The sequence below is a fragment of the Nocardioides sp. P4_G10 genome, assembly GCF_056401175.1.
The window spans coordinates 1-23,048 of record NZ_JBFUJV010000025.1 but is presented as its reverse complement, the minus strand read 5'-3'; the positions used below and the strand labels follow the sequence as shown (position 1 = coordinate 23,048).

Genomic DNA, 23,048 nt, shown 5'->3' with positions numbered 1-23,048 from the left:
AAGGCCGAGGCTAGCCCCACTAACCTCTGGAGAATGCCCACCGTCATCCTTGTTCGACACGGCCGCTCCTCGGCCAACGCCACCGGAGTCCTCGCCGGCCGGCTGCCCGGCGTCCACCTCGACGACGCCGGGGTGAAGCAGGCGGTCGCGGTGGGGGATCGGCTCGCAGGCGTACGGCTCGCTGCCGCGGTCACCAGCCCCCTCGAGCGCTGCCGCGAGACGTGCCGCGAGATCACCACCCGGCAGGCCGAACCGCTGCGGGCCGGGAGCGACAAGCAGCTGTCGGAGTGCGACTACGGCGAGTGGCAGGGACGGCCGCTCAAGGAGCTCGCCAAGGAGAAGCTCTGGAAGACCGTCCAGGCGCAGCCGTCGGCGGCCACCTTCCCCGGAGGGGAGTCGATGCGGGCGATGCAGGACCGCGCGGTGGCAGCCGTACGACGCCACGACGCGCGGGTGGCGGCCGAGCACGGCGACGACGCCGTGTGGCTCGCCGTCAGCCACGGCGACGTGATCAAGTCGATCCTCGCCGACGCGCTCGGCACCCACCTCGACCTCTTCCAGCGCATCCACGTCGACCCCGCGTCGGTGTCGATCGTGCGCTACACCGAGTCACGGCCGTTCGTGATCGGCACCAACACCCACGCCGGCGACCTCGCCTGGCTGACCCCGCCCAGGAAGCCCCGACGCACCACCCGCAGCCGGCGCGCGGACGCCGAGGTGGGTGGAGGCGCCGGACCCCAGACAGGCACGCCCTAGGGTGAGTGACATGCCCGTCGTGCACCGCTTCGACCCACCCGAGCGCTTCGTCGCCGGCACCGTTGGCGAGCCCGGCCAGCGCACGTTCTTCCTCCAGGCCCGCGAGGGCGCCAGGCTGGTCAGCGTCTCGCTCGAGAAGCAGCAGGTCCAGGCCCTCGCCGAGCGCATCGACGAGCTCCTCGACGAGCTGATGCAGGCCGCCGGCGGCGACGTGCTGATCCCGGCGATCGCGCCGCGAGACCTCACCGACACCCAGCCCCTCGAGCAGCCGATCGAGGAGGAGTTCCGCGCCGGGACGATGACCCTGTCGTGGGACGGCGCCGACGAGCGGGTGGTGATCGAGGTCTTCCCCTTCACCGAGGCCGCGGTCGTCTCGCCCGAGCAGCTGCAGGAGGACCTCGAGGACCTCCTCGAGCCCGAGCCCGACGAGATCTTCCTGGTCCGGCTCACCGCCGCCGCGGCGCGCTCGTTCGTGGAGCGGTCACTGTCCGTGATCGGCGCGGGGCGCCCCGACTGCCCCTTCTGCGGCGAGCCGATCGACCCGGACGGGCACCTCTGCGTCCGTGCCAACGGCTTCCGGCGCCGTGATCCCTGACAGCACCCTCCCGGCCGGTTTCCCCACCGGGGAGCTGACCCTGCACGGACGCGTGCTGCCGGCGTCCAACGCCACCTTCGTCGGCGAGCTCGGCGGCGTCCGGGTCGTCTACAAGCCGATCGCGGGGGAGCGGCCGCTGTGGGACTTCCCGCACGGCACGCTGGCCGCCCGCGAGGTGGGTGCGTACGCCGTCTCGGAGGCGCTCGGCTGGGACATCGTGCCGCCGACGGTCCTCGGCGACGGACCGCACGGCCCGGGCATGGTCCAGCTGTGGCGTGACGAGGTCGAGGACGCGGCACCCGTCGACATCGTCGGCGAGGGCGAGGTCCCGGCCGGCTTCCGCCACGTCTTCGACGGCCTCGACGCCCACGACCAGGCGGTGTCTCTTGTCCACGAGGACAGCGAGCCGCTGAGGCGGATGGCGCTCTTCGACGTCGTGGTCAACAACGCCGACCGCAAGGGCGGGCACGTCCTGCCCATGCCCGACGGCCACCGGCACGGCGTCGACCACGGGCTGACCTTCCACGTCGAGCACAAGCTCCGCACGGTGCTGTGGGGCTTCGTGGGCGACGCGATCAGCGCGGAGGAGGCCGACGGGCTGCGGGTGCTCGCGGCGGCGCTCGACGGTGAGCTGGGCGCGACGCTCTCCGGGATGCTGACCGACGACGAGGTCGAGACCACCAAGCGACGGGTCGCCCGGCTGCTGGCGCGGGGGACGTTCCCCGGCCCGCGCTCGTCGTCGTACCCCGTCATCCCCTGGCCACCCTTCTGAGACGCGCAGCGACGACCGAGGAACGAGGTCGGCGCGTGGGCGCGGTCAGATCGAGTGGCCCCGCGCCTGAGGAACGAAGGCGCGACCAGGGGCGTATCGAGATCTCCCGGCTGGCGCCTCCCGGGCGGCGGATAGGCTGCGCGTCATGCGTGCCTGGTCGTCGCCCRACGTTCCCTCACTGCCCGTGACGGGCCCCGTCGTGCAGGTGCACGACACCGCGAGCGACGCCCTCGTCGAGACCCGGCCCGAGGGTCCGGCTCGGATGTACGTCTGCGGGATCACCCCCTACGACGCCACCCACATGGGGCACGCCGCGACCTACGTCGCCTTCGACCTGCTCAACCGCGCCTGGCGAAACGCCGGCCACGAGGTGACCTACGTCCAGAACGTGACCGACGTCGACGACCCGCTGCTGGAGCGCGCCACTAAGGTCAACGTCGACTGGGCCGAGCTCGCCCAGCGCGAGACCCAGCTCTTCCGCGAGGACATGGAGGCGCTGAGGGTCCTGCCGCCCGCGCACTACACCGGGGCGGTGGAGTCCATCCCGCAGGTGATCGAGCTGATCCAGCGACTCGACGAGGCCGGTTCGGTCTATCGCGTCGACGACGACCTCTACTTCTCGGTGACCGCTGACGACACCTTCGGCGCGGTGTCCGGGCTGGACCGCGACACGATGCTCGAGATCTTCCCCGAGCGCGGCGGCGACCCCGACCGTGAGGGCAAGAAGGACCCGCTCGACTGCCTGCTGTGGCGTGCCGAGCGACCGGGCGAGCCGGCGTGGGACAGCCCGTGGGGCCCCGGCCGACCCGGCTGGCACGTCGAGTGTTCCGCGATCGCGCTGGACCACCTCGGGTCCACGTTCGACGTGCAGGGCGGCGGCAGCGACCTGGTCTTCCCGCACCACGAGATGTCGGCCGGTCACGCGCAGGTCGCCCACCCGGGCGAGCGGTTCGCGCGCACCTACGCCCACGCCGGGATGGTCGCCTACGACGGCGAGAAGATGTCGAAGTCCAAGGGCAACCTCGTCTTCGTCTCCGCGCTGCGGATGAGCGAGGTCGACCCGATGGCGATCCGGCTGGTGCTGCTGCGCCACCACTACCGCAGCGACTGGGAGTGGACCGACGACCAGCTCTGGGACGCCGTCGACACCCTCGCCACCTGGCGCCGCGCCCTCGCGCTCGGCAACGGTGCGCCCGCCCTCCCGTACGTCGAGCGGGTGCTCGCCGCGCTGGCCGACGACCTCGACGCCCCGACAGCCGTCGCCGCGATCCAGGAGTGGGTCGAAGGGACCCTCGGCACGACCGGCCTCGCCGACACCTCCGACCCGGAGGCCGCGGCGACCATCCACCGGCTCCTCGACGCCGCCCTCGGCCTCTCGCTCTGACGTACGCCCCTCCCCGCCGCCCGAGCGGTGCGTGAGGCAGGTTCTGAGGCGGCAGAAGGTGTCTCACTCACCGCCGCCCGGCGTGTCGGCGTACGACGCGCAGACGCGCGGGACCCTCAGTCGGTGTCGCGGCGCTTGAGGTAGCGCTCGAACTCGCGGGCGATGGCCTCGCCGGAGGCCTCGGGGAGCTCGGCGGTGTCGCGGGTCTCCTCGAGGGCGCGGACGTAGTCGGCGACGTCCTCGTCCTCGGCGGCGAGCTCGTCCACGCCGCGTTCCCAGGCCCTGGCGTCGTCGGCGAGGTCGCCGATCGGCATGGGGGCCTGGAGCAGCTCCTCGAGCTGGCCGAGGAGGGCGAGCGTCGCCTTGGGGCACGGCGGCTGGGCGACGTAGTGGGGGACCGCCGCCCAGTAGGAGACGGCCGGGATGTCGAGCTGGGCGCACGCGTCGTTGAAGACGCCGAGGATGCCGGTGGGCCCCTCGTAGGTCGACTGCTCGAGGACGAGGCGGTCGACGAGCTCGGGCTCGGTCGCGGTGCCGGTGACCGGGATGGGGCGGGTGTGCGGCGTGTCGGCGAGGAGGGCACCCATCGTGATCACGAGCTCGGCGCCGAGGTCGTCGCAGGCGGCGAGGAGCTCGGCGCAGAACTGGCGCCACTTCATGTTGGGCTCGATGCCGCGCACCAGGATGACGTCGCGGTCCAGCTCGGCCGGGCGCGCGACGGCGATGCGCGTGGTGGGCCAGGTGAGCCGTCGGTAGCCGTTGACGTCGGTGCCGATGATCGGCCGGTTGACCTGGAAGTCGTAGAACTCCTCGGGGTCGATCGCGCCGATGACCTCGGCCTTCCACTGCTCGATGAGGTGGTCCACCAGACCAGACGCCGCGTCGGCGGCGTCGTTCCAGCCCTCGAAGGCGGCGATCACCACCGGGGAGACCAGATCCTGCACGTCGTCGAACTCGATCACCTGCCCAGCCTAGGGCGCCGCGCCCAGCAGCCCGTGGTGATTTCACCGGCCGACGCGCCGGGTGCCACCATGTGGGAAGCGTGTCCGAGTGTCGGACGACGTTCCTAGGCTGGCCGTACCGCCGCCCGAGAGGAGCCACCACCAGTGGAGCCGCAGCACCGCCCTGATGCCACCGCCGCCCTGACGGCGATCCTGAGCGAGCGGATCATGGTGCTGGACGGTGCGATGGGTACGGCGATCCAGCGCGACCGTCCCGACGAGGCGGGCTACCGCGGGGAGCGCTTCGCCGACCACCCGAGCGACCTCATCGGCAACAACGACCTGCTCACGCTGACGCAGCCCGACCTGATCCGGGCGATCCACGAGGACTACCTCGCCGCCGGTGCGGACATCATCGAGACCAACACGTTCAATGCCAACGCGATCTCGCTGTCCGACTACGGCCTCGAGGAGCTCGACTACGAGCTCAACCACCAGGCGGCCAGGCTGGCCCGCCGGGCCGCCGACGCGGCCGCGACGGACGACCGCCCGCGCTGGGTGGCCGGCGCCCTCGGCCCGACGACCCGGACGGCCTCCATCTCGCCCGACGTGAACGACCCGGGCGCGCGCAACGTGTCGTTCGACCAGCTCGCCGACGCCTACCTCGTCGCCGCACGCGGTCTCGTCGACGGCGGCGCCGACCTGCTGGTGATCGAGACGATCTTCGACACCCTCAACGCCAAGGCGGCGATCTTCGCCGTGGAGACGCTGTTCGAGGAGCAGGGGCGCCGCTGGCCGGTCATCGTCTCCGGCACGATCACCGACGCGTCCGGTCGTACGCTCTCGGGCCAGGTCACCGAAGCGTTCTGGGACTCGATCCGCCACGCCCGCCCGCTGGCCGTCGGCCTCAACTGCGCCCTCGGCGCCCGCGACATGCGCCCCTACGTCGCCGAGCTGTCGCGGCTCGCCGACTCGTTCGTCAGCGTCTACCCCAACGCCGGCCTGCCCAACGCCTTCGGCGAGTACGACGAGACGCCCGACCAGACGGCCGCGGTCCTGGCGGAGTTCGCCGACGCCGGCTTCCTCAACCTCGTCGGCGGGTGCTGCGGCACCACGCCCGACCACATCGCCGCCATCGCCGGCGCGGTCGAGGGCAAGGACCGTCGCGAGCCCGTGACCATCGAGCCGGTGATGCGACTGTCCGGTCTCGAGCCGCTGACCATCACCCAGGACAGCCTCTTCGTCAACGTCGGCGAGCGCACCAACATCACCGGCTCCGCCCGCTTCCGCAAGCTGATCAAGGACGGCGACTACGACGCTGCCCTCGCCGTGGCTGCGCAGCAGGTCGAGTCGGGCGCACAGGTCATCGACGTCAACATGGACGAGGGGATGATCGACGGGGTCGCGGCCATGGACCGCTTCCTCAAGCTCATTGCGGCGGAGCCCGACATCAGCCGCGTGCCGGTGATGGTCGACTCGTCCAAGTGGGAGGTCATCGAGGCCGGCCTCAAGTGCGTGCAGGGCAAGGCGATCGTCAACTCGATCTCCATGAAGGAGGGCGAGGAGCCGTTCCGCGCGCACGCCCGGCTGTGCCGCAAGTACGGCGCCGCTGTCGTCGTGATGGCGTTCGACGAGGACGGCCAGGCCGACAACCTCGACCGGCGCAAGGCCATCTGCGAGCGGGCCTACCGGATCCTCGTCGACGAGGTCGGCTTCCCGCCCGAGGACGTCATCTTCGACCCCAACGTCTTCGCCGTCGCCACCGGCATCGAGGAGCACGCCACCTACGGCGAGGACTTCATCGAGGCCACCCGCTGGATCAAGCAGAACCTCCCCGGCGCGAAGGTCAGCGGCGGCATCTCCAACGTCTCGTTCTCCTTCCGGGGCAACAACCCGGTCCGTGAGGCGATCCACGCCGTCTTCCTCTTCCACGCCATCCGCGCGGGCCTCGACATGGGCATCGTCAACGCAGGCGCGCTCGTCGTCTACGACGAGGTCGACGCCGAGCTGCGCGAGCGCATCGAGGACGTCGTCCTCAACCGCCGTGCCGACGCCGCCGAGCGTCTCCTCGAGATCGCCGAGCGCTTCAACATCGCCGCCGGCGCCGCGGAGGAGGTGCAGGACGAGTGGCGCAGCCTGCCGCTGCGCGAGCGGATCGCCCACGCCCTGGTCAAGGGCATCGACGCCCACGTCGAGGACGACACCGAGGCGCTCCGCGCGGAGATCGCAGCGGCCGGCGGTCGTCCGATCGAGGTCATCGAAGGTCCGCTGATGGACGGGATGAACGTCGTCGGCGACCTCTTCGGCGCTGGCAGGATGTTCCTCCCGCAGGTCGTCAAGAGCGCCCGCGTCATGAAGAAGGCCGTGGCCTACCTGATCCCCTTCATCGAGGAGGAGAAGGCCAAGGACCCCGCGCTCGCGGCCCAGAAGGACACCAATGGCACGATCGTCATGGCGACGGTCAAGGGCGACGTCCACGACATCGGCAAGAACATCGTCGGCGTCGTCCTGCAGTGCAACAACTACGAGGTGATCGACCTCGGTGTCATGGTCCCGGCCCAGAAGATCCTCGACGCGGCGCAGGAGAACGGCGCCGACATCATCGGCCTGTCCGGCCTGATCACGCCGTCGCTGGACGAGATGGTCAACTTCGCCTCGGAGATGCAGCGGCTCGGCCTGGAGATCCCCCTCCTCATCGGCGGTGCGACCACCTCGCGCGCCCACACCGCGGTCAAGATCGACCAGAAGTACGACGGCCCCGTGGTGTGGGTCAAGGACGCGTCCCGATCGGTGCCCACCGCAGCGGCGCTGCTAAGCCCGACCGGTCGCGAGAAGCTCATGAGCGACGTCAAGGCCGACTTCGACTCCCTGCGCACGCGCCACTCGGCCAAGAACGACCGGCCGATGGTGACGCTGGAGCACGCCCGTGCCAACGCGACCCAGGTCGACTGGTCGGACTACCGCCCGCCCAAGCCCCACATGTTGCTCCAGCAGGACCGGGCGGTCTCGCCGCTCACCGGCGTGCGCGCGAGCCAGCACGTACGGGTGCTCCGTGACCAGGACCTGACGACCCTGCGGCGCTACATCGACTGGCAGCCGTTCTTCAACGCCTGGGAGATGAAGGGCGCGTTCCCCGACATCCTCAACAACCCCAGCTCCGGACCTGCGGCCCGCAAGCTCTACGACGACGCGCAGGCCATGCTCGACCAGATGATCGAGGAGAAGTGGATCCGCGCGCACGGCGTGGTCGGCTTCTTCCCGGCCAGCTCGGTGGGCGACGACGTGGAGCTCTACCTCGACGACGAGCGCAGCGAGGTGCACGCCACCCTGCGCCACCTCCGCCAGCAGGGCCAGCACCGCGACGGGGTGCCCAACCGGTCGATCGCCGACTACGTCGCACCCAAGGAGACCGGACTGCGCGACCACGTCGGAGCCTTCGCGGTGACCGCCGGTGACGGGCTCTCCGACCGCGTGGCGGCCTTCCGCGCCGACCTCGACGACTACAACGCCATCCTGCTCGAGTCGCTCGGTGACCGGCTCGCCGAGGCCTTCGCCGAGCGGCTCCACGAGCGGGTGCGCAAGGAGCTGTGGGGCTACGCGCCCGACGAGCACCTCGACAACGTCGGGCTCATCAAGGAGCAGTACGACGGCATCCGCCCGGCGCCGGGCTACCCCGCGTGCCCCGAGCACACCGAGAAGCAGACGCTCTGGGAGCTCCTCGACGTCGAGGAGCACACCGGCATCAAGCTCACCGAGTCGATGGCGATGTGGCCGGGTGCGTCGGTCAGCGGCTTCTACTACTCCCACCCGCAGGCCCAGTACTTCGTGGTGGGGCGGCTGGCGCGCGACCAGGTCGCCGACTACGCCGAGCGCAAGGGCTGGACGCTTGCCGAGGCCGAGCGGTGGCTCTCGCCCAACCTCGGCTACGACCCCGAGGACTGACCGGGCCGGCGTCATCCCGCCCTCGGCCATGCATGCGGGAGGGCGATCTCGGGAACGGGACCCAGGGGCGACCTGCGACGCACGGCGGCGGGTCGCTCGACCATGGACGGGGCAGCAGATGGAGGAACACCGAGTGAGTGAGGCCCGCAAGGTCTCCGTGGTGCTCGTCGACGACTCCGTCGACGTGCGGACCCTGGTACGCATGCGGCTCGAGTCCTCGGGGCTGTTCGACGTCAAGGGCGAGGCCGCGGACGGCGAGCAGGCCATCGCGCTCGTGATCCGGGACGAGCCGACGCTCGTGCTCCTCGACGTCTCCATGCCCAGGATGGACGGTCTCGAGACCCTGCCGTCGATCCTCGCGGTGCGGCCCGAGACCGCCGTGGTGATGTTCAGCGGCTTCGGTGGCACCCACCTCGCCGCGGAGGTCCGGGAGCTGGGCGCGATCGACTTCATCGAGAAGTCCATCCCGCTGGAACAGCTCCCCGAGCGCCTCCTGCAGAGCCTGCAGGTCACGAGCCCGGAGCCCGTCACGCGTCCACCGCCGTCGCCGCCGTCGCCGTCGCCGTCGCCCACCGAGGTTCCTGCCGAGCTGCTCGGGGTGGATGCGGACGCCACCCGGCTCGAGCAGGAGATCCTGGACGAGCACCTCGAGGGCTTCCGCGCGCTCTTCGACCGGGCCGCGATCGGCATGGCGACCATGACCGTGCACGCCACGATCGTGCGGGCCAACGACGCGCTCGCCGACCTCATGTCGTGCGAGCCGAGGGAGCTGGTCGGGGTCRACTACGGCCGCCTGACCGGTGGGCTGGGCGACGTCCTGGACCACCGCCTCGAGACACTGCGGACCTCGCAGGAGAACGTCGCCACGTTCGAGCACCGCATCCCCGGACCGCCGGGAGCGACGGACGTCCGCACCGCCCTCGTGACGCTCGTCCCGATCCGGGACTCTGTCGGCCAGATGCTCTACGTGTTCGCGCAGGTTCAGGACATCAGCGCCCAGCGCACCGTCGAGGACGAGCTGCACCGCACCGAGGAGAAGTTCCGGTTCCTGGTCGCCGCGGTCGAGGAGTACGCCGTGTTCATGCTCGACACCCGAGGACGGGTGATGAGCTGGAACGCAGGCGCGCGCCGGATCAAGGGCTACCGCGCCCACGAGATCATCGGGAGCGACTTCCGGGTCTTCTACCCCGAGGAGCAGCAGCTGACGGGGCACCCGCAGCACAACCTCGAGGCAGCGCTGCGCGACGGGTCGTTCGCCGAGGAGGGCTGGCGCGTGCGCCAGGACGGCACCCGGTTCTGGGCCAGCGTCGTCATCAGCCCGGTCCACGACGACCGGGGCCTGCACATCGGGTTCGCGAAGGTCACCCGCGACCAGACCGAGCAACGACAGAACGCCAACGACCGGGTGCAGGCCATGGCCGAGCAGGCGCGCCTGCTCGCCGTCACGGCCCACGAGCTGCGGAACCCCACGGCCGTCATCGACGGCAGCGCCCATGCCCTCCAGGTGTCGGAGGGCCAGATGTCGCCCGGCGAGCGCGACCAGCTCTTCCGCGGCATCCGGAGCAGTGCGGAGCGACTGCGCCGGCTCGCCGCCGACCTCACCGCTGCCTCCCAGCTGCAGGGCTCTGGGATGGAGTTCCGGAGGCAGAGCGTGTCGCTCCCGGAGCTGGTCCGGGGCGCCGCAGCCCGCCGGGAGGCCGCCAGTCCCACCGCCCACGTCGGTGTCGACGTGCCTGACGGCGCCGTCCTCCAGGCGGACGAGGTGCGCCTCGCCCAGGCGATCGACAACCTGCTGGACAACGCCATCCGCCACGGCGCCCCGCCCTACGTGATGGGCGCGCAGGTGCGTGGCGACCACGTCGAGCTCCGGGTCACGGACGCGGGCCTTGGCGTACCTGACGAGCTGGTCTCCCGCCTGTTCGACCGCTTCGCCGCGGCCGGAGCCACCAGCGGGACCGGCCTCGGCCTGTACCTCGTGCGAGAGATCGCGAGGGGCCACGGCGGCGAGGTCGTCTACCAGCCGCCGGTCGACGACAGCCCGACGACGTTCCTCATCCGGGTGCCCGTGGCCGCGAACGCCTGACGGGCGTCCGGGTCACAGGACGACGGCCGCCAGCATCACGAGCGGCAGCGAGACCACCGAGGCGACCGAGGTCACGAGCGTCAGGGTCTTGAGCGTGCCCTTGGTCGACAGGCCCAGCAGCGACTTGAACATCCAGAAGAAGTTGCTGTTGACCTGCAGGGCGAACATCGCGCCCGACGCGATGGCGAGGCCGACGGCGATGGGGGAGATGGCCAGCGAGTCGAGGATCGGGGCGATGATGCCGGCCGCGGTGATCGCCGCCACCGACACGGAGCCGATCGCCAGGTGCAGGACCGCGGCGATGAACCACGCCAGCAGGATGCTCAGCACGACGGGAGCGCCCTCGTCGGCCTGGAACAGGTCGCCCAGCACGCTGTCGAGCCCGGTCGCCTCGATGACCGCGCCGAGCGAGCCGCCCACACCGGTGATGAGCAGGATCTCGCCGGTCGTGTGGAACCCGTCCTCCATCGCCTCGTTGGTGTGCTCGCGGCCCGACGAGGCGCGCGAGAGGAAGTAGGCCCCGAGGAGACCGATGAAGAGCGCGATGTTGGCGTCGCCGAGGAAGGCGATGAAGGCGTTGGACCAGCCGCCGAGCTCGGCGAACGCACCGAAGGCGATGAGCAGCAGCGGCACCAGGATCGGCAGCATCAGGACCACGAGCGGGAGCTGGCGTACGCCCTCCTGCTCCCGCGCGGCGGTCGCCTCCGCCTCGCTGCTGGCCACCGCCTCCTGCGAGGAGTCCGCCTCGCCCGTCAGGTAGGCACGGTCGGCCGCCTCCTGCTCGGCCATCGCCTCGTCGACCTCCTCGTCCGTCTCCGGGTTCCAGAAGCCGCCGGCCGAGAACAGCAGGCGCATCAGCAACGTGGAGACGAGGGCCGTGATCAGACCGATCACGACGCCGTAGATGAGCCAGTCACCGAGTCGGATGTCGAGCAGGCCGGCGATCGAGATCGCGGCGAGGCCGGGGATGACGAAGACGTAACCGGCGAAGATGCCGCAGCCCAGCGCGGAGGCGAGCACGGGGAGCCCGACCTTGCCGATGAACGGGGACGCCGACCGGGCGACGGGTGCGGCGAGGACGACCTGCACGTCCACGTAGATCGACGGCATCACCACCGCCAGCATCGACGTCAGGGCGTACGGCAGCCGCGCCGAGCCGACCCGCTGCACCAGGAGCGCGACCAGGCGACGGAACGCGCCCGTGGAGTGCAGCAGCGAGCCGATCAGCACACCGAAGCCGATCAGCAGGCCGACCTCCGCCATGATCCCGCCGAAGCCCGTGGTGATCGCCTCGATGGTGCCGGCGAAGCCGACGCCGCTGGCCAGTCCGAGGTACAGGGATCCGAGGATCAGCGAGATCACCGGGTCGATGCGGACCTTGATGATGAGTGCGATGACCAGCACGATCGCGATCGTGGTGTGCAGGGCGACCATGGGCTCTCCAGAGAAGTCGTCGTCCCCGAGAGGCTCCCGAGTGGCCTCCTGTCTACCCGTGCCGGACGGGGATTGACCACCCGGTGTCGAGTGCTGGGCGCCGTCGGGTGGCACCCCCGGCGCTGGATAGGGTCGGGCGCGTGACATCACACCGCAGCCGGGTCGGCGAGGTCGCTGGCGCTCCCACGCCCCTACCGGCCGCGGTGCTCTGGGACATGGATGGCACGCTCGTCGACACCGAGCCCTACTGGATCGCCACCGAGTACGCGATGGCGGAGAAGTACGGCGGCTCCTGGTCTGAGGAGCACGCGATGAACCTCGTCGGCAACGCGCTGCTCGAGTCCGGCGACTACATCCGCGTGCACATGGGGATCGACCGCACGCCGCAGCAGATCGTCGACGAGCTGCTCGACGGCGTCGTCGCGCGGGTCGAGGTGGAGGTGCCGTGGCGACCCGGTGCGCGCGAGCTCCTCACCGACCTGCACCGGCGGGGCGTGCCCTGCGCCCTCGTCACCATGTCGTGGCAGCGGTTCGTCGACCCGATCCTCGCCCGGCTCCCCGACGACGCCTTCGCGACGGTCGTGACCGGGRACCGTGTCGAGTTCGGCAAGCCGCATCCCGAGCCCTACCTCACCGCGGCCGCCGAGCTGGGCGTCCACCCGGGCCAGTGCCTGGCGATCGAGGACTCCAACACCGGCGCCAAGTCGGCCGTCGCTGCCGGGTGCACCGTGCTGTGCGTGCCTCACCACGTGCCGATCCTCGAGGGGGAGGGGCGCGTCTTCGTCGACACCCTCGACGGCCTCGACACCGCCGGTCTCGCCGCACTCGTGGATGCGTACGCCAGCGGGTCGGCGAACCCGACCGCCTGACGCCGCTCCCGGCRGTCGGCGGGGTCGTCAGTCGGTGGACTCGTCGGTCGACGCGTCCGACGCCGGGGCCGGAGCGGCCTCGGGCAGCGGCGGGATCGTGCCGCCCTTGGTCGGGCAGAACTCGTGGAACGAGCACCAGTCGCAGAGGCGGGACGGGCTCGGGCGCCAGTCGCCCGTCTCCTGGGCGAGGCGGATGGCCCGCCACACCGCCTCGACCTTGCGCTCGGTGGCGCGGAGGTCGTCCTCGTCCGGCTCGTAGCGGAGGATCTCGCCGTTGCCGAGGTAGACCAGCTGCAGCACCGACGGCACGACGCCGCGCAGCCGCCAGAGGACGAGCGCGTAGAACTTCATCTGGAACAACGCCTTGGCTTCGTAGCCCTCGCTGGGGGCCTTGCCAGACTTGTAGTCGACCACCCTGATCCGGCCGTCCGGCGCCACGTCGACCCGGTCCACGAACCCGCGCAGCAGCAGCTTGGAGTCGAGCAGCGCCTCGACGTAGAGCTCGCGCTCGGCCGGCTCGAGGCGGCGCGGGTCCTCGAGGTCGAAGTAGCGGTCGAGCACGGTGCGGCAGGAGGCGAGCCATGCGGCGAGGTCGGGGCCTTCGCCGCCGAACATCTCGGCCAGTCCGGGATCTGCCTCGAGCAGCAGCTCCCAGGTGGGCACGAGCATGTCGCCGGCGCGTTCGGGCGTGCGCTCCGCCGCCGGTGCGTCGAAGAGGTCCTCGAGGACCTTGTGCACGACGGTGCCGCGGACGGCGTCGGGGGACGGCGGCTCGGGCAGCCGATCGATGGTGCGGAAGCGGTACATCAGGGGGCAGGCCATGAAGTCGCCCGCCCGGCTGGGCGAGATCGCCCCGAGCACGTCGACCCCGTCGACGGGCGTCGAGATCCGCTCGGCGGGGGACTCAGGCGCTGTCGTGGTGGCAGGAGCCGGGAGGGGGATCGACATGACGCGGCTCAGCCTAGGCGCGGCCACCGACAGCAGAAGCACGGCGGCGGACGACTCGTGCGGGCAGGCCTCCGCTGTGGGCAGGGTTCGTTAGGGTCGAGGCGTGTCCGAACCCACCGATCCAGCGTCCGCCGACGGCGACCAACGGCGCCCGCCGCGCCCGCGCGGCACGCTGCGCATCGGGTCGATCGTCGGCATCGACGTCCTCATCACCTCCTCGTGGTTCGTCGTCGCTCTGCTGATCTCGCTGGCGTTCGGGCCGCGCATCGAGGCTGCCCAACCCGGTCTGGGGTTCTGGAAGTACGTCGCCGGCTTCGTGTTCGCGGTCGTGCTCTACCTCTCCGTCCTGCTCCACGAGGCGTCCCACGCGGTCGTCGCCAAGCGCCTGGGCTACGGCGTCAACTCGATCACGCTGCACTTCCTCGGCGGCATGACGGAGGTCGACGGGCAGTCGCGACGCCCTCGCCATGAGTTCTGGATCGCCGTCGTCGGTCCGCTCACCTCGATCGCGGTCGGCGCCGTGTCCGGCGCCGTGGCCTACGTCATGTCCGACGGGCTCGTCCGTGAGGCGATGATCCTGCTCGCCGGCGCCAACCTGCTGATCGGCGTGCTCAACCTCGTGCCCGGCCTGCCGCTCGACGGCGGGCGCGTGCTCAAGGCGCTGGTCTGGGGTGCCTCCGGCAACCAGCACCGCGGCACCATCGTCGCCGGGTGGGGCGGTCGCATCACGGCCCTGGCGCTGCTGGCCTGGCCGCTGGTGCAGGAGCAGGTCATCGGCGAGCCGCCGAGCATCCTCGACCTCGTCCTCGTGTTCATCCTCGGCCTGTTCCTCTGGACCGGCGCGACGGCCGCGATGTCCCACGCCCGGCTCCGGCAGCGGCTCCCTGCCCTCGTCGCGCGCCCGCTCGCACGTCGTACGCTCACCGTCCCCGAGGACCTGCCCCTCGCCGAGGCCGTGCGCCGGGCGCAGGAGGCCGAGGCGGGCAGCATCGTCACCGTCACGCCCGACGGCACCCCCGTCGGCATCGTCAGCGAGGCGGCGGTCACCGCGATGCCGGCCGAGCGGCGTCCCTGGGTGGCGGTCTCGGCGGTCGCCCGCACGATGGAGGAGGGGCTCACGCTGCCCGCCACCGTCGCGGGGGAGGACCTCATCCTCGCCATCAGTCGACGACCCGCGGAGGAGTACCTCCTCGTCGAGGCCGACGGCCGGATCTACGGGGTGCTGTCGACCGCCGACGTCGACCGCGCGTTTCGCGACAACGGTCGCCGCTGAGGGAAATCGGCCCTCGGAACACTAGGGTTCGCGCCATGTCCGAGCCTTCTCCCGACGTCCCCGCCGAGGCCTGGTCCGGCGTCCACCGCGGCCCCCTGCGTGAGGGCGAGTGGGTCCGCCTGGTCGACAACAAGGGTCGCAAGCACAACTTCGAGCTCGTCGCGGGCAAGCGGTTCTTCTCCAACAAGGGCCACCTCGACCACGACGACATGATCGGCCGCGAGGAGGGCTTCACGCTCGTCTCCTCGGCGGGCGGGCAGTACCTCGTCTTCCGCCCGCTGCTCAACGAGTTCGTGGTCTCCATGCCGCGCGGCGCGGCCGTGGTGTACCCGAAGGACGCCGCCCAGATCGTGGCGCTCGCCGACATCTACCCCGGCGCACGCGTCGTGGAGGCCGGTGCCGGGTCGGGTGCCCTCACCTGCTCGCTGCTCCGCGCCGTCGGACCGTGGGGCCGCGTCACGTCGTTCGAGCTCCGCGAGGAGTTCGCGGACGTCGCCCGGCGCAACGTCCACCAGTTCTTCTCCGCCCCCGAGGGCCAGACCCACCCGGCCTGGGACCTCCGGCTCGGCGACCTCAAGGAAGGCCTGCCGGCGCTCGGCGGCCAGGTCGACCGCGTCATCCTCGACATGCTCGACCCGTGGAACTGCGTCGACGCGGTCGCCGACGCGCTCGTGCCCGGCGGCATCGTCTGCGCCTACGTCGCCACCACCACCCAGCTCTCCCGCGTCGTCGAGACCCTGCGCGTCCACGGCGGGTTCACCGAGCCGCAGCCGTGGGAGTCCCTGGTGCGCGACTGGCACGTGGAGGGCCTCGCCGTGCGCCCGGGGCACAAGATGATCGGGCACACCGCGTTCCTCGTCACCGCGCGCCGGATGGCGCCGGGGGAGCAGCCGCCCCGCAAGACCCGGCGTCCCGCACCCGGCGCCTACGGTCCGGACTACACCGGCCCCCGGCCCGCGGACATCCCGCTGGTCGAGCCCGGGCACGTCGCCGACGGCGAGTGAGCGGCATCGAGGTCGTCGACTGGTCGCCGCGGTGGGCCGAGCAGTACGCCGACGTCGCCGCGGTCCTGCGCGAGGCCCTGGCCGCCATCTCACCGGCCACGGTCGAGCACGTCGGGTCCACGTCGGTCCCGGGGCTGGCGGCGAAGCCGATCCTCGACATCGACGTCGTCGTCGAGGCCCAGGACGTGCCCGGCGCGATCGCGGCGCTCGAGTCGGTCGGTTACGTGCATCGCGGCGACCTCGGCGTCGCCGGCAGGGAGGCCTTCCACGCGCCTGACGAGCCGCGGCGCAACGTCTACGTCTGCACCGCCGGCACCCTGAACGTGCGCAACCACCTGGCCGTCCGCGACGTGCTCCGGTCCCACGACGACCTGCGGGAGGCGTACGCCGCCGTGAAACAGGCGCTGGCGGCCGACCCGGAGATGGACATCGACACCTACCTCGCCGGGAAGTCGGCCGTGCTGCAACAGGTGCTCGAGGCGTCGGGGGAGATGACGCAGGCGGAGCTGGACACGATCCGGCGTCTCAACGGCGGCTGACGCACGCCTCACGCCTGCGTTGCGAAACGGTGATCAACACGGCGAGATATTCACTTCCGTCCCGTGGATCCATGGGTAGTGTCACTGAGCAGGAGGTGCGAGATGACTGAGCCGACCCGCGAGCAACTTGCCACTCAGGTGCGCTACCTGGAGGACGAGGTCACCGACCTGCGACGCCGTCTGGAGGACCTGCCCGGTCAGTCGCGCGGCCTGGAGACCCGGCTGGCCGACGCGCAGCGGTCCCTGGCGGCCGTCTCGAGCCAGAACGAGCGGCTGGCCCAGACGCTGCGCGACGCGCGCGACCAGATCACCACGCTCAAGGAGGAGGTCGACCGGCTGGCGCAGCCGCCGGCGGGCTTCGGCACGTTCCTCGGGCGCAACGACGACGACTCCGTCGACGTCTTCACCGGCGGGCGCAAGCTGCGCGTCAGCGTGAGCCCCGCCGTCGAGCTCGACGGTCTCGTGCGCGGCCAGGAGGTCATGCTCAACGAGGCCCTCAACGTCGTCGCCGCCCTCGACTTCGAGCAGGTGGGCGAGGTCGTGATGCTGAAGGAGATCCTCGCTGACGGCGAGCGCGCCCTCGTGATCGCCAACGCCGACGAGGAGCGCGTGGTGCGGCTTGCCGAGCCGCTGTGCGCCGAGGACGTCACCATCCGGGCCGGTGACTCGCTGCTGCTCGACACCCGTGCCGGCTACGTCTACGAGGTCGTCCCGAAGTCGGAGGTCGAGGAGCTCGTCCTCGAGGAGGTGCCCGACATCGACTACACGCAGATCGGCGGGCTCACCACCCAGATCGACGCGATCCGCGACGCCGTCGAGCTGCCCTACCTCCACCCCGAGCTGTTCAAGGAACACGAGCTCAAGCCGCCGAAGGGCGTGCTGCTCTACGGCCCGCCCGGTTGCGGGAAGACGCTGATCGCCAAGGCGGTCGCCAACTCGCTGGCCAAGAAGGTCTCCGAGCGCACCGGGGCGTCAGGGAAGTCCTACTTCCTCAACATCAAGGGTCCCGAGCTGCTCAACAAGTACGTCGGCGAGACCGAGCGCCACATCCGCCTGGTCTTCCAGCGGGCGCGTGAGAAGGCCTCGCTCGGCACCCCGGTCATCGTGTTCTTCGACGAGATGGACTCGCTCTTCCGCACCCGCGGCTCGGGTGTGTCCTCCGACGTGGAGAACACGATCGTGCCCCAGCTGCTCAGCGAGATCGACGGAGTGGAGGCTCTCGAGAACGTCCTCGTGATCGGTGCCTCCAACCGCGAGGACATGATCGACCCCGCCATCCTGCGCCCGGGTCGCCTCGACGTGAAGATCAAGATCGAGCGCCCCGACGCCGAGTCGGCGCGCGACATCTTCTCGAAGTACCTCACCCCGAGCCTGCCGCTGCACGCCGAGGACCTCACCGAGTTCGGCCAGGACCGCATGGCCACCGTCAACGCGATGATCCGCGCGACGGTGGAGCGGATGTACACCGAGTCGGAGGAGAACCGCTTCCTCGAGGTCACCTACGCCAACGGCGACAAGGAGGTCCTCTACTTCAAGGACTTCAACTCGGGTGCGATGATCCAGAACATCGTCGACCGGGCCAAGAAGATGGCGATCAAGGACTTCCTCGACAGCGACCTCAACCCCGCCCAGCGCGGCCTCCGGGTCCAGCACATGCTCCAGGCGTGCGTGGACGAGTTCAAGGAGAACGAGGACCTGCCCAACACCACCAACCCCGACGACTGGGCGCGGATCTCGGGCAAGAAGGGCGAGCGGATCGTCTTCATCCGCACGCTCATCACCGGCAAGCAGGGCACCGAGCCCGGTCGCTCGATTGACACGGTCGCCAACACCGGCCAGTACCTCTGAGCTGCGGATGAGCCACGGGGACGACCTCGGCCACGGCGACATCGAGGCCGCCCTCGAGGCTCGGCGCGAGCTCGGTGCCCGCTACGACGCCGAGCTCGTGGACGGCTTCGCCGAGCGCATCGAGCGTGCGGTGGAGCGCCGAGCGGCCGAGCGGGGCGAGCTGCAGCAGCGTCGTACGGCCGCCGTGGCCGGTGCGGGTGGCCGCCAGCTGGCCCTCGGCATCATCTCGCTGGTGGCGTTCATCCCGATCAGCATCGTGCTCGGCGTGAACGACCAGTTCCTGGCGCTGCTGGTCACGCTTGCCGGGATCGTCGCCGTCAACGCCGCGCATGCGTGGCAGTCCCGCGGCGACTGAGCAACACGGCCGCCCGGACACCCCTGGGAGGGTGTGGTCGCGGTGCGTGCGCGCACTAGGTTGACGGGATGCGAACCATTCTGATCATCGTCGTCATCGTCGTCATCGTGCTGTTCCTCGTCGGGTTCCTCCGCCGCGGACGCTGACCATCCGCCCCACGTCGTCTCAGCCGGCCACGAGCCGGTAGACGTACGTCCACGGCCGGGAGAGGGCCGGTCCGGGCAGGTAGTCCTGCTCCCGGTCCTCGACCCGCCACCCGGCGGACGCGAGCAGGGCGGGCACGTCGCGAGTCAGGTGGCAGCCCGCGAAGACGGTTCGCTGCACGGGCTCCATCCGGCGCTGCCAGCGGCGTACGGACTCCTCGGGCGCCGTGCCGTGCTCGAGTGCGTGGAGCCGGCCACCGTCGCGCACCACGCGCCGCGCCTCCCGCAGCGCCAGCAGGGGGTCCGGCACGGTGCACAGGCTGAACGTCACCAGCGCACTGTCGTGCGAGTCGTCCGGCAGGTCGAGCCGCTGGCCGTCGAGCCCGGCTCGCGCCACCGGGACGTCACTGGCGGACCGCCGGCCCTCGGAGAGCTCCCAGGCGAGGTCCGACGGCTCGATCGCAGCCACCGACGTGACCCCGCCGGGGTACCAGGGCACGTTCAGGCCGCTCCCGAAGCCGATCTCGAGCACGCGTCCGGTGAGCCCGGAGCAGGCCGCCCTGCGCAGCGCGGCCAGCTCGGGGCCACGGAGGCTCCGATCGGTCAGGCGCGGCAGCACGCGCTCGTCCCACACCCGTAGGCTCATCGCATGAGCGTACGGCGCGTGATGGGCACGGAGGTCGAGTACGGCATCTCGGTGCAGGGACAGCCGTCGGCCAACCCGATGGTCGCGTCCTCCCAGATCGTCAACGCCTACGCCAGCTCCACGGTGAAGGCGCGGCGGGCGCGCTGGGACTTCGAGGAGGAGTCGCCGCTGCGTGACGCGCGCGGCTTCGACATGGCCCGGCAGGTGGCCGACCCGAGCCAGCTCACCGACGAGGACCTCGGCCTGGCCAACGTCATCCTCACCAACGGTGCGCGGCTCTACGTCGACCACGCGCACCCGGAGTACTCCTCACCGGAGGTGACGACGCCGCTCGACGTGGTCCGCTGGGAGAAGGCGGGGGAGCAGGTGATGCTCGACGCGTCACGGATGGCGGCGCAGGTGCCGGGCAGCACCCCGATCGTGCTCTACAAGAACAACACCGACAACAAGGGCGCGTCCTACGGCGCCCACGAGAACTACCTGATGCGGCGCTCGACGTCGTTCGCCGAGATCGTGCGGCACCTGACGCCGTTCTTCGTCTCCCGCCAGGTGGTCACCGGTGCGGGCCGCGTCGGCATCGGGCAGGACGGGCGGGACACGACGCCCGAGCGCGGCTTCCAGATCAGCCAGCGCGCGGACTACTTCGAGGTCGAGGTGGGGCTCGAGACCACCCTCAAGCGGCCGATCATCAACACCCGCGACGAGCCGCACGCCGACCCCGCGGTCTACCGCCGTCTCCACGTCATCCTCGGCGACGCCAACCTCGCCGAGGTCTCGATCTACCTCAAGACCGGCACCACGTCGCTCGTGCTCGCGATGATCGAGGACGGCTTCATCGACCGCGACCTGAGCGTCGAGGGGGCCGTCAAGGCGCTGCGCGACGTCTCGCACGACCCGACGCTGCGGCACCTCGTCACCCTGCGAGACGGGCGCCGGCTCACTGCCGTACAGCTCCAGCTGGAGTACCTCGACCTCGCCCGCAAGTACGTCGAGGACCGCTACGGCGCCGACGCCGACGAGCAGACCGTCGACGTCCTCGCCCGCTGGGAGTCGGTGCTGACCCGGCTCGAGCGCGACCCGATGGAGTGCGCCGGGGAGCTCGACTGKGTCGCCAAGCTCAAGCTGCTCACCCAGTACCGCGACCGCGACGACCTCGACTGGGACGACGCCAAGCTGCACCTCATCGACCTGCAGTACGCCGACGTACGACCCGACAAGGGGCTCTACCACCGCCTCGCCGCGGCCGGTCGCATCGAGCGGTTGCTCGACGACGCGACGATCGAGGCGGCCATGCACGACCCGCCGGTCGACACCCGCGCCTACTTCCGCGGCCGCTGCCTCGACAAGTACGCCGACTCGGTGGCCGCCGCGTCGTGGGACTCGGTGATCTTCGACCTCCCGGGCCGCGAGTCGCTCCAGCGGGTCCCCACCATCGACCCCCTCCGCGGCACCCGCGCCCACGTCGGCGAGCTGATCGACCGGAGCGACTCCGCCCAGGCCCTCGTCGCGGCGATCACCCGCTGAGGGCCTGACGGCGTCCGCGGAGCACGACGCGCCCGTCCGCCGACGGTGAACGTCCTTGTGGCGTCGGCGGGAGTGGATAGGGTCGAGGCATGGCCCAGGAGCAGAAGCAGCCGCGCAAGTCCTCGCAGGAGGACACGGCGACCGAGGAGGTCGTCGAGTCCGACGTCGCCGAGCGCAAGGAGATGATCGACGAGGACGTCGACGCGATCCTCGACGAGATCGACGAGGTCCTCGAGACCAACGCCGAGGACTTCGTGAAGTCGTTCATCCAGAAGGGCGGTCAGTGAGCCGCATGAGCGACTCCCGACTGCCTGCGTCCTACATGACCCCCGGGACGTCGAGCTTCGCCGACTTCCTGGGCGCCCAGGCGCCCGACCTCCTGCCGTCGCGGCGCGCGGTCCCCACCGGTGACGCCGGCAACCTGGCCCCGCACGGCACCACGATCGTCGCGGCCACCTTCGCCGGGGGCGTCGTCATGGCCGGCGACCGGCGCGCGACGATGGGCAACATCATCGCCCAGCGCGACATCGAGAAGGTCTTCCCGGCCGACGAGTTCTCCGTGGTCGGCATCGCCGGCGCCGCGGGTCTCGCCGTCGAGATGGTCCGGCTGTTCCAGACCGAGCTCGAGCACTACGAGAAGATCGAGGGCACGACGCTGTCGATGGACGGCAAGGCCAACCGGCTTGCCGCCCTCATCCGCGCCAACCTGGGTCTCGCGATGCAGGGCCTCGCTGTCGTGCCGCTCTTCGCCGGCTACGACCTCGTCGCCGACCAGGGCCGAATCTTCAGCTACGACGTGACCGGCGGACGCTACGAGGAGACGGCCTTCCACTCCGTCGGGTCGGGCTCRCTGTTCGCCCGGGGCTCGCTCAAGAAGCTCTACCGCGACGACCTCGACGCCGAGGGCGCGGTCACGGCCCTGGTCCAGGCGCTCTACGACGCCGCCGACGACGACTCGGCCACCGGCGGCCCCGACCTGACCCGCCGGATCTTCCCCGTGGTCCACGTGATCACGCCCGACGGTGGCCGGCGGCTGCCCGACGAAGAGGTCTCGGCCATCGCCGACCGGATCATCGCCGCCCGGATGCAGCGCCCCGACGGCCCGGCCGCCGCCCTCACCTGATCTGACGTAGGAGCACAGTCACATGAGTATGCCGTTCTACGTCTCGCCCGAGCAGCTGATGAAGGACCGGGCCGACTTCGCCCGCAAGGGCATCGCCCGCGGTCGTTCCGTCATCGCCGTGCAGTTCGCCGACGGGATCCTGTTCGTCTCGGAGAATCCCTCGCAGGCGCTGCACAAGGTCAGCGAGATCTACGACCGGATCGCCTTCGCGGCCGTCGGTCGTTACAACGAGTTCGAGAACCTCCGCATCGCCGGCGTACGCCTGGCCGACATGCGCGGCTACGCCTACGACCGGCGCGACGTCACCGGTCGCGGCCTCGCCAACGCCTACGCCCAGACCCTCGGGACGATCTTCTCCTCGGGCGGCGAGAAGCCCTACGAGGTCGAGATCTTCGTCGCCGAGGTCGGCGACGCGGCCGAGGACGACCAGCTCTACCGGCTCACCTACGACGGCCAGGTGGCCGACGAGCACGGCTACGCCGTGATGGGTGGGGCGGCCGACACGGTCGCAGGCCACCTCGCCGAGCACTACGTCGGCGGCGGCTCGCTGGAGGAGACCCTCCGCGTCGCGGTCGCGGCCCTGGGCCACAGCGAGTCCGAGGACCGGGTGATCCCGGCCGGTGCCCTCGAGGTCGCGGTCCTCGACCGCACCCGCACCCAGCCCCGGAAGTTCCTCAGGCTGCGCGCGTCCCGGCTCGTCGAGATCCTCGGCGGGCGCGGCGTCGAGCAGGCCGACGAGGCCGCACCCGAGGACGCGCTCGCCGGGTCCGGTCCGCGGCAGTCCGGCCAGGACGACCCGGCCGACCCCACGGACCAGGTCTCCGGAGCCACGCCGCCCCTCGAGGACCCGGTCACCGGCGAGCCGCCCG

Annotated in this window: 20 protein-coding genes; 16 read left to right on the top strand and 4 right to left on the bottom strand. The window is 71.0% G+C overall.

The genetic code is table 11. The features are described 5' to 3' along the window. Nucleotides 1–33: 33 nt before the first annotated feature. The 4 genes from AC1DP1_RS20005 (at nt 34) to mshC (ending at nt 3,507) form a co-directional block, all read left to right on the top strand. Nucleotides 34–756 (top strand): histidine phosphatase family protein, encoded by a 723-nt coding sequence (locus AC1DP1_RS20005; protein ID WP_477508328.1) that lies wholly within the window; start codon nt 34–36, stop codon nt 754–756. A 10-nt stretch (nt 757–766) separates the two neighbouring features. Next, entirely contained in the window at nt 767–1,351 is a 585-nt protein-coding gene (locus AC1DP1_RS20000) for a DUF3090 domain-containing protein (RefSeq protein WP_300053277.1), read from the top strand. Beyond that, nucleotides 1,341–2,123, top strand: a complete 783-nt coding sequence (locus AC1DP1_RS19995; RefSeq protein WP_477508327.1) for an SCO1664 family protein — start codon at nt 1,341–1,343, stop codon at nt 2,121–2,123. The genes AC1DP1_RS20000 and AC1DP1_RS19995 overlap by 11 nt, the downstream gene beginning before the upstream one ends. Before the next feature lie 145 nt (nt 2,124–2,268). After that, on the top strand, nt 2,269–3,507 hold the full coding sequence (gene mshC / locus AC1DP1_RS19990) for a cysteine--1-D-myo-inosityl 2-amino-2-deoxy-alpha-D-glucopyranoside ligase (RefSeq protein ID WP_477508326.1): 1,239 nt from the start codon (nt 2,269–2,271) through the stop codon (nt 3,505–3,507). Between the two features lie 116 nt (nt 3,508–3,623). Here the strand turns inward: mshC and AC1DP1_RS19985 are convergent, their stop codons facing one another. Beyond that, nucleotides 3,624–4,469 (bottom strand): PAC2 family protein, encoded by an 846-nt coding sequence (locus AC1DP1_RS19985; RefSeq protein WP_457190052.1) that lies wholly within the window; start codon nt 4,467–4,469, stop codon nt 3,624–3,626. 207 nt (nt 4,470–4,676) lie between these two features. Here AC1DP1_RS19985 and metH point away from each other — a divergent pair, with 207 nt between their 5' ends. Beyond that, nucleotides 4,677–8,390 carry a methionine synthase gene (gene metH / locus AC1DP1_RS19980; protein WP_477508366.1) on the top strand — a complete coding sequence of 1,238 codons (3,714 nt, stop codon included), beginning with the start codon at nt 4,677–4,679 and terminating at the stop codon, nt 8,388–8,390. A 133-nt stretch (nt 8,391–8,523) separates the two neighbouring features. Beyond that, nucleotides 8,524–10,473 carry a PAS domain S-box protein gene (locus AC1DP1_RS19975; protein ID WP_477508325.1) on the top strand — a complete coding sequence of 650 codons (1,950 nt, stop codon included), beginning with the start codon at nt 8,524–8,526 and terminating at the stop codon, nt 10,471–10,473. A gap of 12 nt (nt 10,474–10,485) precedes the next feature. On the opposite strand, the gene AC1DP1_RS19970 is transcribed toward AC1DP1_RS19975, so the two are convergent. Further along, complete coding sequence (locus AC1DP1_RS19970) at nt 10,486–11,907, bottom strand: GntP family permease (RefSeq protein ID WP_457190056.1); 1,422 nt, start codon at nt 11,905–11,907, stop codon at nt 10,486–10,488. 140 nt (nt 11,908–12,047) lie between these two features. Between AC1DP1_RS19970 and AC1DP1_RS19965 the strand changes: the two genes are divergently transcribed. After that, entirely contained in the window at nt 12,048–12,776 is a 729-nt protein-coding gene (locus AC1DP1_RS19965; RefSeq protein WP_477508324.1) for an HAD family hydrolase, read from the top strand. 27 nt (nt 12,777–12,803) lie between these two features. Here the strand turns inward: AC1DP1_RS19965 and AC1DP1_RS19960 are convergent, their stop codons facing one another. Next, nucleotides 12,804–13,724 (bottom strand): RecB family exonuclease, encoded by a 921-nt coding sequence (locus tag AC1DP1_RS19960; RefSeq protein ID WP_477508323.1) that lies wholly within the window; start codon nt 13,722–13,724, stop codon nt 12,804–12,806. 103 nt (nt 13,725–13,827) lie between these two features. Here AC1DP1_RS19960 and AC1DP1_RS19955 point away from each other — a divergent pair, with 103 nt between their 5' ends. The 5 genes from AC1DP1_RS19955 to AC1DP1_RS19935 all read left to right on the top strand — a co-directional run bounded on the left by AC1DP1_RS19955 (nt 13,828) and on the right by AC1DP1_RS19935 (nt 18,743). Beyond that, the gene (locus AC1DP1_RS19955; RefSeq protein WP_477508322.1) at nt 13,828–14,997 is read left to right on the top strand and encodes a site-2 protease family protein; all 1,170 of its coding nucleotides are present in this window, start codon (nt 13,828–13,830) and stop codon (nt 14,995–14,997) included. A gap of 35 nt (nt 14,998–15,032) precedes the next feature. Next, nucleotides 15,033–16,001 (top strand): tRNA (adenine-N1)-methyltransferase, encoded by a 969-nt coding sequence (locus AC1DP1_RS19950; RefSeq protein ID WP_477508321.1) that lies wholly within the window; start codon nt 15,033–15,035, stop codon nt 15,999–16,001. After that, nucleotides 15,998–16,540, top strand: a complete 543-nt coding sequence (locus AC1DP1_RS19945; RefSeq protein WP_477508320.1) for a GrpB family protein — start codon at nt 15,998–16,000, stop codon at nt 16,538–16,540. The genes AC1DP1_RS19950 and AC1DP1_RS19945 overlap by 4 nt, the downstream gene beginning before the upstream one ends. A gap of 102 nt (nt 16,541–16,642) precedes the next feature. Continuing rightward, entirely contained in the window at nt 16,643–18,388 is a 1,746-nt protein-coding gene (arc, locus tag AC1DP1_RS19940; RefSeq protein WP_457190068.1) for a proteasome ATPase, read from the top strand. Between the two features lie 7 nt (nt 18,389–18,395). Further along, the gene (locus tag AC1DP1_RS19935; RefSeq protein ID WP_457190070.1) at nt 18,396–18,743 is read left to right on the top strand and encodes a hypothetical protein; all 348 of its coding nucleotides are present in this window, start codon (nt 18,396–18,398) and stop codon (nt 18,741–18,743) included. 165 nt (nt 18,744–18,908) lie between these two features. On the opposite strand, the gene AC1DP1_RS19930 is transcribed toward AC1DP1_RS19935, so the two are convergent. Then, complete coding sequence (locus AC1DP1_RS19930; RefSeq protein ID WP_477508319.1) at nt 18,909–19,532, bottom strand: class I SAM-dependent methyltransferase; 624 nt, start codon at nt 19,530–19,532, stop codon at nt 18,909–18,911. A 3-nt stretch (nt 19,533–19,535) separates the two neighbouring features. Between AC1DP1_RS19930 and dop the strand changes: the two genes are divergently transcribed. The 4 genes from dop to prcA form a co-directional block, all read left to right on the top strand. After that, nucleotides 19,536–21,056: a depupylase/deamidase Dop gene (gene dop, locus AC1DP1_RS19925; protein ID WP_477508318.1), complete on the top strand. Its 1,521-nt coding sequence runs from the start codon at nt 19,536–19,538 to the stop codon at nt 21,054–21,056. A gap of 89 nt (nt 21,057–21,145) precedes the next feature. Continuing rightward, nucleotides 21,146–21,343, top strand: a complete 198-nt coding sequence (locus AC1DP1_RS19920) for a ubiquitin-like protein Pup (RefSeq protein ID WP_457190076.1) — start codon at nt 21,146–21,148, stop codon at nt 21,341–21,343. Between the two features lie 5 nt (nt 21,344–21,348). Continuing rightward, nucleotides 21,349–22,179 (top strand): proteasome subunit beta, encoded by an 831-nt coding sequence (gene prcB / locus AC1DP1_RS19915; RefSeq protein ID WP_457190078.1) that lies wholly within the window; start codon nt 21,349–21,351, stop codon nt 22,177–22,179. 22 nt (nt 22,180–22,201) lie between these two features. Continuing rightward, the coding region (prcA, locus tag AC1DP1_RS19910; protein WP_477508317.1) for a proteasome subunit alpha at nt 22,202–23,048 on the top strand (847 nt) is incomplete at its 3' end.